At 65.4% G+C, this 12,201-nt stretch carries 14 protein-coding genes; 10 read left to right on the top strand and 4 right to left on the bottom strand.

The features are described from left to right. Positions 1-56: 56 nt before the first annotated feature. Genes pilM through NX774_RS07985 form a run of 7 tightly spaced genes read left to right on the top strand, consistent with a single transcriptional unit; the run spans position 57 to position 6,538 of the window. Positions 57-995, top strand: a complete 939-nt coding sequence (gene pilM / locus NX774_RS08015) for a type IV pilus biogenesis protein PilM (RefSeq protein WP_258821655.1) — start codon at positions 57-59, stop codon at positions 993-995. Beyond that, positions 992-1,636: a PilN family protein gene (locus NX774_RS08010; RefSeq protein ID WP_258821654.1), complete on the top strand. Its 645-nt coding sequence runs from the start codon at positions 992-994 to the stop codon at positions 1,634-1,636. Before pilM ends, NX774_RS08010 begins: the two co-directional genes overlap by 4 nt. After that, a complete protein-coding gene (locus NX774_RS08005; protein ID WP_258821653.1) occupies positions 1,633-2,418 on the top strand; it encodes a type II secretion system protein M in 786 nt (261 codons plus the stop codon). The genes NX774_RS08010 and NX774_RS08005 overlap by 4 nt, the downstream gene beginning before the upstream one ends. Next, a complete protein-coding gene (locus NX774_RS08000; RefSeq protein ID WP_258821652.1) occupies positions 2,403-2,777 on the top strand; it encodes a hypothetical protein in 375 nt (124 codons plus the stop codon). The genes NX774_RS08005 and NX774_RS08000 overlap by 16 nt, the downstream gene beginning before the upstream one ends. A 19-nt stretch (positions 2,778-2,796) precedes the next feature. After that, on the top strand, positions 2,797-4,590 hold the full coding sequence (locus tag NX774_RS07995; protein ID WP_258821651.1) for a secretin GspD/PilQ domain-containing protein: 1,794 nt from the start codon (positions 2,797-2,799) through the stop codon (positions 4,588-4,590). Then, on the top strand, positions 4,590-5,483 hold the full coding sequence (locus NX774_RS07990) for an ExeA family protein (protein WP_258821650.1): 894 nt from the start codon (positions 4,590-4,592) through the stop codon (positions 5,481-5,483). Before NX774_RS07995 ends, NX774_RS07990 begins: the two co-directional genes overlap by 1 nt. Then, positions 5,480-6,538, top strand: a complete 1,059-nt coding sequence (locus NX774_RS07985; protein ID WP_258821649.1) for a tetratricopeptide repeat protein — start codon at positions 5,480-5,482, stop codon at positions 6,536-6,538. The genes NX774_RS07990 and NX774_RS07985 overlap by 4 nt, the downstream gene beginning before the upstream one ends. An 84-nt stretch (positions 6,539-6,622) precedes the next feature. Here the strand turns inward: NX774_RS07985 and NX774_RS07980 are convergent, their stop codons facing one another. Together NX774_RS07980 and NX774_RS07975 are read right to left on the bottom strand one after the other, a co-directional pair. Beyond that, the gene (locus NX774_RS07980; protein WP_258821648.1) at positions 6,623-7,780 is read right to left on the bottom strand and encodes a pyridoxal phosphate-dependent aminotransferase; all 1,158 of its coding nucleotides are present in this window, start codon (positions 7,778-7,780) and stop codon (positions 6,623-6,625) included. 102 nt (positions 7,781-7,882) lie between these two features. Beyond that, the gene (locus tag NX774_RS07975; RefSeq protein WP_258821647.1) at positions 7,883-8,332 is read right to left on the bottom strand and encodes a putative toxin-antitoxin system toxin component, PIN family; all 450 of its coding nucleotides are present in this window, start codon (positions 8,330-8,332) and stop codon (positions 7,883-7,885) included. A gap of 36 nt (positions 8,333-8,368) precedes the next feature. Here NX774_RS07975 and yaaA point away from each other — a divergent pair, with 36 nt between their 5' ends. After that, positions 8,369-9,139 (top strand): peroxide stress protein YaaA, encoded by a 771-nt coding sequence (gene yaaA, locus NX774_RS07970; RefSeq protein ID WP_258821646.1) that lies wholly within the window; start codon positions 8,369-8,371, stop codon positions 9,137-9,139. An 85-nt stretch (positions 9,140-9,224) separates the two neighbouring features. Here yaaA and NX774_RS07965 read toward each other — a convergent pair whose 3' ends face one another. Next, positions 9,225-10,064, bottom strand: coding sequence for an outer membrane protein assembly factor BamD (locus tag NX774_RS07965; RefSeq protein WP_258821645.1), 840 nt, complete (start codon positions 10,062-10,064; stop codon positions 9,225-9,227). Between the two features lie 64 nt (positions 10,065-10,128). On the opposite strand from NX774_RS07965, the gene NX774_RS07960 reads away from it, so the two are divergent. Together NX774_RS07960 and pgeF are read left to right on the top strand one after the other, a co-directional pair. Then, positions 10,129-11,163, top strand: coding sequence for an RluA family pseudouridine synthase (locus NX774_RS07960; RefSeq protein ID WP_258821644.1), 1,035 nt, complete (start codon positions 10,129-10,131; stop codon positions 11,161-11,163). Next, positions 11,163-11,939: a peptidoglycan editing factor PgeF gene (pgeF, locus tag NX774_RS07955; RefSeq protein ID WP_258821643.1), complete on the top strand. Its 777-nt coding sequence runs from the start codon at positions 11,163-11,165 to the stop codon at positions 11,937-11,939. Before NX774_RS07960 ends, pgeF begins: the two co-directional genes overlap by 1 nt. 25 nt (positions 11,940-11,964) lie before the next feature. On the opposite strand, the gene NX774_RS07950 is transcribed toward pgeF, so the two are convergent. After that, positions 11,965-12,174 carry a hypothetical protein gene (locus NX774_RS07950; protein WP_258821642.1) on the bottom strand — a complete coding sequence of 70 codons (210 nt, stop codon included), beginning with the start codon at positions 12,172-12,174 and terminating at the stop codon, positions 11,965-11,967. Positions 12,175-12,201: the final 27 nt, after the last annotated feature.

Below are 12,201 nucleotides of genomic sequence, written 5' to 3'. Positions count from 1 at the left end.
CTCTTGAATATAATCAAGGCTCTACAGAACGAAGTTTAGTTCCCGCTTCACTACGCATGGGCTTATTCAAACGCAAGACTAAAAGCAACAGCTGGCTTGCTATAGCGCTACGGACTGACGGCATTATTGCCGCCAGCGTCGCTCCATCCGCCGCAGGAAAACGCGCGGTAGCCCTGGCGGTCTTCCTGCCCGGCGAGGTCGGTCCCGACGATGTTGAAAGAGCAGCCAAGGAATTGCGTGCCCCCAGCTATCGCTGCTCGACATTGCTTGCCGCGGGAGAGTACCAGCTGCTCACCGTTGACGCACCCAACGTGCCCGCCAATGAGCTCAAGACCGCGGTCCGTTGGCGCCTCAAGGACTTGCTCGATTTTCCGCCAGCCGACGCGACCATCGACGTGCTCGACATTCCGTTGGGCGCGCAAGCGGGAGCGCGGCAGCGCATCCTGTTCGTGGTCGCCGCGCGCAATACCGTCATTGCCGCTCGGCAGAAACTGTTTGCGGACGCGAAAGCCGGTTTGACGGCCATCGACATCCCTGAGATGGCCCAGCGCAATCTTGCTGCACTACTTGAGCCCGACGGGCGAGGCCTGGCGATGCTGTCGCTGGACGATGACGGCGGCCTGTTTACCGTGACCTATGGCGGTGAACTCTACCTGTCGCGCCGGATCGATATTCCGCTTGCCAACCTTGTCGATGCGGACCACGACCGGCGCCATCAGCACTTCGACCGCATCGCGCTTGAGCTGCAACGGTCGCTGGACAATTTTGAGCGCCAGTTTTCGTTCATCAGCGTATCCAAACTGGTGCTGGGCCCAAGTCCAGTCACCGGCCTCGACGAATATTTGTCGAGCAACCTCTACACCCCGGTCGAGACGCTCGACCTGGCCAGCCTGTTCGATCTGGAGCGCGTTCCGGAGCTTGCCGACAATGCTCAGCAGCAACGATTCTTCCTGGTGCTCGGTGCCGCGCTGCGCAATGAGGAACAGCCGAAATGAGCCAGCAGATCAACCTGTTCAACCCGGCGTTCCAGGAAAAGCGCAAGGCATTCGGGGCCGCTGCGATGGCGCAGGCGCTGGCCCTGCTGGTGCTTGGCGTGGCGCTGCTGGCCGGGTATGGCAGCAGGCATGCGGCGCAGCTGCAGCATCAGGCAGATGCCGGGGCCCGCAAGGTCGAGAAAGAGAAGGCCCAGCTCGCACTGGTAGCGGTCGAATTTGCGCCGCGCCAGAAGAGTGCCCCACTCGAAACTGAGCTGGCCGAGGCAGAAGGCCAACTGGCTGCACTCAAGCGCATTGCCGACGTGATCGATCGCGGCGAACTTGGTAATGCTACGGGGTACTCCGAATACTTCCGCGCCCTGGCGCGCCAGCGTGTGGATGGCCTGTGGCTGACCGGGCTGGCCATCACCGGGGCCGGGTGCGACATTGGCGTGCGCGGGCGCGCGGTCGACGCTGCGCTGCTGCCTGGCTTCCTTGGCCGCCTTACGCGCGAGAAGATCATGCAGGGCAAATCGTTTGGCAGCTTGCAGATCAGTCAGCCATCGTCCAGCGCGCAAGGCAAGGACGGCAAACCGAGCGCCACTGCGGGGCAGTACGTCGAATTCAGCCTGCAGTCCAAGCCGGAAGGGGCTCAGTCATGAAGCAACAGTGGCAGAAATTCGCCGCGCGGATCGATGCGCTGTCGCTGCGCGAGCGCGTCCTGCTGTTCGCGGCGGCGGCCACGGTGATCGTGTCGTTGGCTTACTTTACCGTGTTGGGCCCGGTGTTTCGCAAGGAGCTGGCCCTGCGCGCGCAGATCAGCCAGCAGCAGAACAACCTCGATGGCATGAATGACGAGATCGCGCGGAAGATCGAAGCCTACCAGCGCGATCCGGACGCGGCCACGCGCGCGCGTCTGGAGACGGTGAAGAGCGAATCGGCTCGATTGGGTGACAGCCTGCGCGCCATGCAGAAAGGGCTGGTGGCGCCGGAGCGGATGGGGCCGTTGGTGGACACCATCCTGCGCGCGAACGGCCGTTTGCAGCTGCTCTCCATGCGCACTCTGCCGGTCAGCTCGCTGAACGAATCCCCGGCCGCCCCGGCAGAAGCAAAAGGCGAACCGAAGGCCGGCAGCACAAACGAAGTGGCCACCAAGCTGGCTGCGATCAAGCAGGCAACCGAGGCGGGCGCTGGCGCCGTGCCGGAGGCCGGCGGCGTGCCCGCGGTCGCGCCCAAGCCCGGCAGTTTGCTGTACCGCCATGGCGTTGAGATCACGGTGCGAGGCCAATATCTCGACATGATCGATTACATGAACGCGCTGGAGAGCCTGCCGACCCAGCTGTTCTGGGGTGGCGCGCGCCTCGAGGTCGAGGACTACCCGACTGCGCGCCTGACCCTGACGCTGTACACCCTGAGCCTGGATTCGAAATGGCTGAAGCTCTGATTTTCGCGCGCCACCTGGTCGCTGGCGCCGCCCTGTCGCTGGTGGTGGCTTTTGCCCATGCCCAGTCGCTGCAGGATCCGACCCGGCCACCAGTCCTGTCGACTGCCGGCGATGCCGGCGCGGTAGCGACCGGGCCGCAGTTGCAGTCGGTGCTCATCTCGCGTCAGCCTGGCGGGCGTCACGTGGCGGTGATCGACGGTGACACTGTGCGGCTTGGCGACCAGTACAAAGGGGCGCGCGTGACGCGCATTAAGCAAAACGAAGTTGAGCTGGTACGCGGCAAGGAGCATCAGGTGCTGAAGCTGACGACGGCCGACGAAACGGATGGGGCGGTTACGCCCGTAGCTCGACGAAGATAGGACGAGAACGAGAGCACGCATGCCAATACATTTTTCCAAAGTAGGGGTGGTCATGGCCGCGCTCGCGCTGGCCCTGGCCGGGTGCCAGACTTCGCCCCGCCATGATACGTACGATGCGATCAAGGCCGACGTGGCCAAGGCTGCGGCAGCTCCGGTCGCGCCGGCCACGGTGGACGCGGCAGTCGCCGACGCCTTGCTGCCTGCACCCGCCACGCTGGCCAAGGAACTGCCGAAGGCCCGGCCGGCAATGGAGGAGCGCTTCAACGTCACCTTCAATAACGTGCCGGCCCAGCGCTTCTTCCACGCCATCGTCGCGGGTACCCGCTTCAACATGCTGGTGCACCCTGACGTGTCGGGCAACATCAGTGCCAACCTCAAGGACGTGACCATCGTCGAGGCGCTCGACGCGGTGCGCGAGATGTACGGGTACGACTACAAGATCGAAGGCAACCGCATCAGCGTCAGGCCGCCCTCGATGCAGACGCGGATGTTCCAGGTGAACTACCTGCTGGGGACGCGCCGGGGCACGTCCACGCTGCGGGTCGTGTCGACCACGGTGGCCAACGTCAACAACAATAACAACAACTCCAATGGCCAGGGCAACTACAACAACCAGAACAACCTGAACAACAACGCCGACCCGAACAACCCGAACAACCCGAACAGCCAGTACGGCCAGCAACAAGGCAACAGCACCCAGGTCAGCACCGCCACGAACAACGACTTCTGGAAGGAGCTCAAGGAAGCGCTGCAGGCAATCGTCGGCTCCAAGGAAGACGGACGCAGCATCGTGATCAGCCCGCAGTCGGGCGTGGTGGTGGTGCGCGCGATGCCCGATGAACTGCGCAATGTCGACACCTACCTGAAGGCGACCCAGCTGTCGGTGGACCGGCAGGTGATCCTGGAGGCGAAGATCCTCGAGGTGGAGCTGAACGACCAGTTCCAGAGCGGGATCAACTGGGCCTCGTTCGCCTCGTTCCGCAGCTCGCATACCAACCGGGTGTCGACCGGGTTCGTCGGGCCGGGCACCACCATGAACCCGTTGCCGTACGACGGCAGCCAGCCGGCGGCGATCACTGCCAATGGCCTGAGCGCCAGTTCCGGCTTCTCGCTGTCGAACGCCGCCGAAAATGCCGGCTCGATTTTCGGCCTGGCCTTCCAGACCAGTAACTTCAGCGCGCTGCTGTCCTTCCTCGAATCGCAAGGTACCGTGCATGTGCTCTCGAGCCCGCGCGTGGCCGCGATGAACAACGAGAAGGCCGTGCTCAAGGACGGCACCGACGAGTTCTACGTGACGGGCGTGAGCACCACCACCAACTCGAGCGCGAGCGGCAATACCACCAGCCCCACCGTGACCTTCACGCCGTTCTTCTCGGGCGTGGTGCTGGACGTGACGCCGCAGATCGATGCGAACAACAACATCTTGCTGCACGTGCACCCGTCGGTAAGCCAGGTCACCACGGTGAACAAGGGCGTGAGCCTGGGCACCGCCGGCAGCCTGACCTTGCCGATGGCCGCGTCGTCCACCTCCGAAATCGACAGCATGGTGCGCGGCCAGAACGGGCAGGTGGTCGCCATCGGCGGCCTGATGCGCCAGCTGGCCACCGACGACCAGTCGCAGGTGCCGGTCGCCGGTTCCATTCCACTCGTCGGCAACCTCTTCAAGAGCAAGAAGCGGGTCAACCAGAAGCGCGAGCTGGTGGTGCTCATCAAGCCGACGATTGTCGAAAGCGGCACCAACTGGAACCAGGACCTGCTCGACGCAGCGGGCCGCATCGAGAAGCTGGACCCGAACGGAAAGGGGCGCCGCTGATGTACACGGAACATTTCGGCTTGCGTGAGCCGCCGTTCGGCATCACGCCCGATACCAGTTACTTCTTCAGCAGCCCGCGCTCGCAAGAGGCGCTGAATACGCTGCTGGTGGCAGTGCGCAACGGCGAAGGCTTCATCAAGATCACCGGCGAAGTCGGCACCGGCAAGACGCTCCTGTGCCGCAAGTTCATGGACATGCTGGGCGAGGACTTCGTCACCGCCTACATCCCGAACCCCTACCTGGAACCGCGCACGCTGATGCTCGCGCTGGCCGACGAACTCGAGCTGCAGCTGGAGAAGGACGTCGACCAGCACCAGATGCTCAAGTCGATCACCCAGCGCCTGGTGGACCTGGCGCAGAAGGGCAAGCGCGTGGTGCTGTGCCTGGACGAGGCGCAGGCGATTCCCGTGGAGAGCCTGGAAGCGCTGCGCCTGTTGACCAACCTTGAAACGGAAAAGCGCAAGCTGCTGCAGATCGTCCTGTTCGGCCAGCCTGAACTCGACCACAACCTGGCGCTCGACTCGATCCGCCAGCTGGCGCAGCGGATCACCTTCCACTACCACCTCGGGCCGCTGTCCAAAGACGACCTGGATTACTACATTTCGCATCGGCTGCGAGTGGCCGGATTCGGCGGTGCGCGCCTGTTCTCGAAAGCCGCGGTGGCCAAGCTGTACGACGCCAGCCGCGGCGTGCCGCGCCTGGCCAACATCCTCGCGCACAAGGCCCTGATGCTGTGCTATGGCGAAGGCAAGCCGCAGGTCGGGGCCAAGCATGTGGCGCACGCGGCACGCGATACGATCGCCTCGCGCCGCCGTGTGGTGTGGCCGTGGGTGGCTGGCGCCAGCGCATTGGCGGCAGCTGTGGCCGGATTAACCTTGGTGCTGGTACGGTGAGCTTAATTAATAAAATGCTGCAGGACCTCGACGCGCGCCAGACGGCGGCGAACGAGGCGACGAACTTGTACACCAAGCCGGTCGCACGGCGCGAAGATGGTGTCCCGCTGCCGGTCCTGGTTGGCGCCGCCGTCGGCGTGGCGGTGCTCGCCGCTGCCGGCGCTTTCGGCTGGCGCTACTGGCAGAAGGCGCACCAGCCGCAGGCTGTGCCGGTTCCCGTGCGGGTTGTGAGCCTGTCCAGCGCGCCGGCGCTCGCGCCCGCGCCCGCGGCCGCCGTACCGGCTGCGCCCGCGCCCGAGCCGGCGCCCATCGCCAAGGAAGAGACGGTGGCTGCACCGCCGCCGGTGACGGTTGTTGAAGCGCCAAAGGCAGCAACGGCACCCAGGAGGCACAAGGAAAGGGACCTCCACAAGCGCGAGGCGCTGGCTGCGAAACCAGCTGCGGCCGAGGCGAAAGCGAAGGCGAGCGCTTCAGGCAAGGAAGAAACCGCCGCCCAGAAGGCCGAGACGGGCTACCGTCGCGCGCTTGCCAGCATCCAGGAGGGCTATGTGAACGAGGCCGTGGTGCAGCTGGAGCAGGCCTTGCAGGCCAATCCGCGCCACGACGCAGCGCGGCAGACGCTGGTCAGCCTGCTCATCGAGAACAAGCGCAGCGACGAAGCGATGCGCCAGCTGCAGCTGGGCCTGACGCTGGACCCGGCCCAGCCGGCGCTGGCCATGCTGCTCGCGCGGCTGCAGATCGAGCATGGCGGCACCGGCATCGATACCTTGACGCGCACCTTGCCCTATGTCGGCGCGAACGGCGAGTACCGCGCCTTCCTCGCGGGCGCGCTGCAGCGGCAGCAGCGGCACCGCGAAGCGGCCGAGCAGTACCAGGCGGCGCTGCGCAGCGCGCCGCAGAACGGCGTGTGGTGGATGGGCCTGGGCATTTCGCTGCAGGCCGAAAAGCGCGACGCCGAGGCGCTCGACGCCTTCCGCAAGGCCAAGGGCAGCGCCACGCTGGCGCCGGAGCTGCTGGCCTTCGTCGAGAACAAGATTCAGCAGTTGTCGCGCTGAGGCTTGCGGCCTGATTGCGTAGGGTGGGCTCTCGAGCCCACGCGCGCACGTGGCGCCTAAAGCGCGTGGGCACAAGTGCCCACCCTACACCTTGGCCAGCCGCTCCAGCGCCGTGCGCAGGGTCGCATCCTGCTTGGCAAAGCAGAACCTGACCACGCCCGACTCCTTGCCTTCGCGGTAGAACGCGGACACCGGGATCGCCGCCACCTTGATCTCGGCCGTCAGCCATTTGGCAAATTCCGCTTCGCCCAGCGACGAAATCGCATCGTACTTCACGCACTGGAAGTAGGTGCCGTCCGCCGGCAGCAGCGTAAAGCGCGTGCCCGCCAGCCCTTCGCGGAACAGGTCGCGCTTTTTCTGGTAGAACCCCGCCAGCTCGAGGTAGGGAGCCGGATCGGCCATGTAGCCTGCGATCCCGTGCTGCATCGGCGTGTTCACGGTGAACACATTGTACTGGTGGACCTTGCGGAACTCCGCCATCAAGGCCGCGGGCGCAGCCACGTAGCCGACCTTCCAGCCGGTGACGTGGTAGGTCTTGCCGAAGCTGGATACGACGAATGCGCGCTCGGCCAGCACCGGGTGCCGGCTCACCGATTCGTGCCGCTGGCCGTCGTACACCATGTGTTCATACACCTCGTCCGACAGCACCAGGATATCGGTGCCGCCGACGATCGCGGCCAGCGCGTCCAGGTCGTGCGCGCGCAGGATCGAACCGGTGGGGTTGTGCGGGCTGTTGATGATGATGAGCCGCGTGCGCGGCGATACGGCTGCCGCAACGGCGTCCCACGGCACCACGTAGCCCTGTTCCCCGACCTGCATTGCCACGGTGACGGCCTTACCGCCCGCCAGTTCCACCGCGGGGAGGTAGCTGTCGTACGCGGGTTCGATGATGATCACTTCATCGCCCGGATGCACGCAGCACAGGATGGCGGTGGTGAGCGCCTGGGTCGCACCGGCGGTGACGGTGATCTCGGCGTTGGCATCGTACTGGCGGCCATACAGCATCGCGATCTTGGTGGCGATGGCGCTGCGCAGGGCAGGGGCGCCGGCCATGAGCGGATACTGGTTGTGCCCGGCGCGCATGGCGGCATCGACCAGGTCGAGCAAGAGCGGATCGCAGGCAAAATCAGGAAAACCCTGGCCAAGGTTGACGGCGCCATGCTCTGAGGCCAGCGCGGACATGACGGAAAAGACGGTGGTGCCGACCGATGGCAGGCGCGATTGCAGTACTGGGGTGGTCATGATGCGGATGTCGATGTCGAGTCGTCTATTCTAGCGCGCGGCCACGGCGCGTGCCGGAGGCGGCGCAAGCGCCAGCGGCTTTGCAGACGAAGCCAGTACCGGTCAGGCGGCGGCCGCGAGCGCCTTGACCCACGCCTCGGGCGTGAGGATGCGGAACATGCCGGCCTGCGCAGTCTTGCGCGCGAGCTTGAGCAGGGCCTTGTCCTTGGTGACCAGCGCCTGCGCCGCCGCGTCGCGCGCGAGCTCGAGGAATTTCTGGTCGTCCCGGTCGGTGCAAACCGGCAGCCGGATCGCCTTCTGGTCGGGCGCCACCACCTTGATGAGCGCGTCGAAGGCTGCCTGCGCCTGCGCGCGGCTGGCCTCGTCCAGCGGCAGGTGTGGGTAGTGCAGCACCACCAGGTACTCGTCGCGGCAGTCGGCGCGCGTCACCGCTTCCACCTCGCCGGACTGCAGCCTGGCCAGGAGGGGCGCCCAGCGCGGGTCGTGGAAAACGAACAAGTCGAGGCAAACATTGGTGTCGAGGACGATGCGTTGGGCTGGAGCGGGTATCATGTCGGCAATTTTACTTGCTGGACCGCTCCAATAGCTATGCTGATCGTACTTTCACCGGCCAAATCGCTGGACCTCGACACCCCGCCCACCACCACACACAGCACCACTCCCGATTTCATCGAGCATTCGCGCGAGCTGATCGACGTGCTGCGCGCATACGCGCCTGCGCAGGTCGGGCAGCTGATGGCCATCTCGGACCAGCTGGCCACGCTCAACGTGACGCGCTACGCCTCATGGAGCGCTGACCACGCCGGCGCGCGGCAGGCGGTAATGGCCTTTGACGGCGACGTGTACACGGGCCTGGATGCGCGCCACCTCACGCCCAAGCAGCTGGACTACGTGCAGGCGCACGTGCGGATTTTGTCGGGCCTGTACGGGGTGCTGCGCCCGCTCGACCGCATGCACCCGTACCGGCTCGAGATGGGCACGCGGCTGGCGAACCCGCGCGGGAAGGACCTTTACGCGTTCTGGGGCGAACTGGTCACGCGCAAGCTCAACGAGACGATCGCGGCCAACGGCGACAAGGCGCTGGTGAACCTGGCGTCGGAAGAGTACTTCAAGTCGGTCAAGCCCAAGCTGCTCGATGTGCCGGTGATCACGCCGGTGTTCGAGGACTGGAAGGGCGGGAAGTACAAGATCATCTCGTTCTACGCCAAGCGGGCGCGCGGGATGATGGCGCGCTATGCGGCGGCGAAGGGGATACGCGATCCGCAGAAGCTCAAGCACTTCGACGTGGATGGCTATGCGTTCGACGAAGCGGTGTCGAGCGAGCGGGAGTGGGTGTTCCGGCGCCGCGTGGCGGCGTAGGATGTAGGGTGGGCTCTCGAGCCCACGCGGTCGACACGCGGCGCGTGAACTCGCGTGGGCTCAAGAGCCCACCCTACAGGCAGGTTTATTTGGCCACCGCATCCTTCGGCGCCGGCATCGGATCAGCCTTGGACCAGAACTTCCACCACTGCTTGCCGCCCGCGTTCGGGTTGATGAAGCGGCTGTTCGGGTAGTTCTTCAGGAACACGCGCTGGGTGTCGTCGCGCAGGTCCAGCATGCCCAGCTTGTCGTAGCAGCGGGTCATGATGAACAGCGCTTCCTCGCGCGCCGGCGCGTCGCTGTAGTTGGTGACCGCGTCCTGCGCCCGGTTCAGCGCGGCCAGGTAGGCGCCGCGGCGATAGTAGTAGTTCGAGACGTGCACCTCGTACTGCGCCATCGCGTTGACCAGGTACTTCATGCGTGCGATCGAATCCGGTGCGTATTTGCTGTTCGGGAACTTGTCGACCAGCGCCTTGAATGCGGCGAACGCTTCGCGGGTCGCCTTCGGGTCGCGCTCGGTGGGGTCCTGTTCGTAAATAAAGCTCAGGAAGCCGATCTGGTCGTTAAAGTTGATCAGGCCACGCAGGTAATACATATAATCCACTTGCGGGTGGTTCGGGTGCAGCTTGATGAAGCGCTCCACCGATGCCAGTGCCTCGGCAGCGTCCTGGGCCTTGTAGTGGGCGTATGCAATTTCCATCTGCGCCTGCGCGGCGTAGGTGCCGAACGGGTAGTTGGACTCGAGCTTTTCGAACAGCTTGATCGCGGCATCGTAGCGCCCGCCGTCCATCTCCTGGCGCGCCTCATCGTATAATTTCGCGGCTGACCAGTTTTTGGTTTCGTCGGCCTTATCCGGAAACAGGCTGCACGCCGACAGGCCAAGCAGGGCACAAGTAGCAACCAACACCGACAGTTTTTTTTGCATAGCGTTTTGCAAGAAAGTTTTACCGAGATTCAAGGAACGGCTGATTATAGCCGATGGGACTGACGTGATATTAACTCCACCGCCGAATTCGGCTGATTTACCCTTTGACCCCGATTTCGACGATGAGATCGACTCCGACTTCGCGCCCGCCGAGGGCGCCGACCGGTCGCCCATCACGCTCGCCCTGACGCCGGAGGTCTGCGGCCAGCGCCTGGACAAGGTGGTGGCGGCGCTGGTGCCGCAGTTCTCGCGCAGCCGCATCCAACTGTGGTTCGAGGGCGGCCACGTCACCGTGGACGGCAAGCCGGCGCGCGGCAAGGATACCGCGTACGGCGACGAGACCGTCGTCATCACGCCCCAAGCCGCGCCCGAAGACACGGCCTACACGCCCGAGCCGGTGGACCTGGACATCGTGTACGAGGACGCCGACATCATGGTCATCAACAAGCCGGCCGGGCTGGTGGTGCATCCGGGCGCGGGCAACTGGTCCGGCACGCTGCTCAACGGCCTGCTGCACCATTGCCCGCAGCTGGCCAACGTGCCGCGCGCCGGCATCGTGCACCGGCTGGACAAGGACACCAGCGGCCTGATGGTGGTCGGCAAGACGCTGGCCGCGCAGACCGACCTGGTGCGCCAGCTGCAGGCGCGCACGGTCAAGCGCGAGTACTTCGCGCTCGTCTGGGGCACGCCGCACCTGTCGGGCACCATCGATTCGCCGATGGGCCGCCACCCGCGCGACCGCGTCAAGATGGCCGTTTCGACCAGCATGAACGCCAAGCCGGCGATCACGCACTACGAGCGCATCGCCACCGGCATGCTCGACCGCAAACCGGTGAGCCTGGTGCAGTGCCGCCTGGAGACCGGGCGCACGCACCAGATCCGCGTGCACATGCAATCGATCGGATTTGGCCTGGTCGGCGACGCGGTGTACGGCAAAACGCACCTGGCCAGCGCCTTCCACCGCCAGGCGCTGCAGGCGCGCCGCCTGGGCCTGACGCATCCTTCCACCGGCGAGCACGTCGAGTGGGTGGTGCCGCTGGCGCAGGACTTTGCCGAGCTGCTCGCGCGCGCCGGCATCGAGGAACCGGAAGCCGTCTGATGACCGGGGACTCCGTCATCCATCCCGCCTGGCCCGGCTTGCCGCCATCGGTCGGCGCGCTGGCCACCACGCGCAAGGGCGGCGCCAGCACCGGGCCGTACGACGATGGCCGCGGTGGCGGCGGCTTCAACCTGGGCCTGCACTGCGGCGACGACCCGCACGCGGTTGAGGCTAACCGCGCGGCGCTGCAGTCGCTGCTGCCGGGGCGGCCGGCCTGGATCGCGCAGGTGCATGGCGTGGGCGTGGTCGATGCGGCCACGGTCGGACCAGGCCAGCCGGTGCGCGAGGGCGACGCCAGCATCAGCGACCAGCCGGGCGTTGTGTGCGCGATCATGACGGCCGACTGCCTGCCGGTGCTGTTTGCCGACCTTGACGGCAAGGTGGTCGGCACCGCGCACGCGGGCTGGCGCGGGCTGTCCGGCGGCGTGCTTGCCACCACGGTTGCGGCAATGCGCGCGCGCGGGGCGGGCGAGATCACGGCGTGGATGGGCCCGGCAATCGGCCCGTCCAAGTTCGAAGTGGGGCAGGATGTGCTCGACAGCTTCCTCGCCAACCTGCCGGAGCACGAGGTCCGGCCTTGCTTTGCGCCTTACCCCGGCCGACCCGGCAAATACCTGGCCGATATCTACTCCCTCGCGCGGCGCATCCTGGCGCGCGACGGCATCACGCGCGTGTACGGCGGCGAGCACTGCACCGCCACCGAACGCGACACCTTCTATTCCTATCGCAGGGATGGCGTCACTGGCCGGCTGGCCAGCTTGATCTGGCTCAAGTGAGCCGAGCCTTGGTCCTCAGTACTATCTAGTCTTTGGCATTTGCATCTTGCGCGGTGGCCTGCAGCTCGGCTGCGGCCCGCCGCGCACGCCTGCGTTTGCCGCCGGTAAGATAAAAAAGTATAGACATTGGCAACACGCAGTAGCCGAAAAAAGTCATAATTCCCGACAAGACGTTCGGCTCGGTCGCAGCCATCAAGGCGACGACGTAAACCCATCCGATGGCAACGATCCACATGGTTTTCCTTTGCTGACAACCCGATTT

The organism is Massilia agilis (assembly GCF_024756255.1).
Lineage (GTDB): Bacteria > Pseudomonadota > Gammaproteobacteria > Burkholderiales > Burkholderiaceae_D > Telluria > Telluria agilis.
The sequence above is the reverse complement of the archived record's forward strand: the minus strand, read 5'-3'. Positions and strand labels throughout refer to the sequence as shown.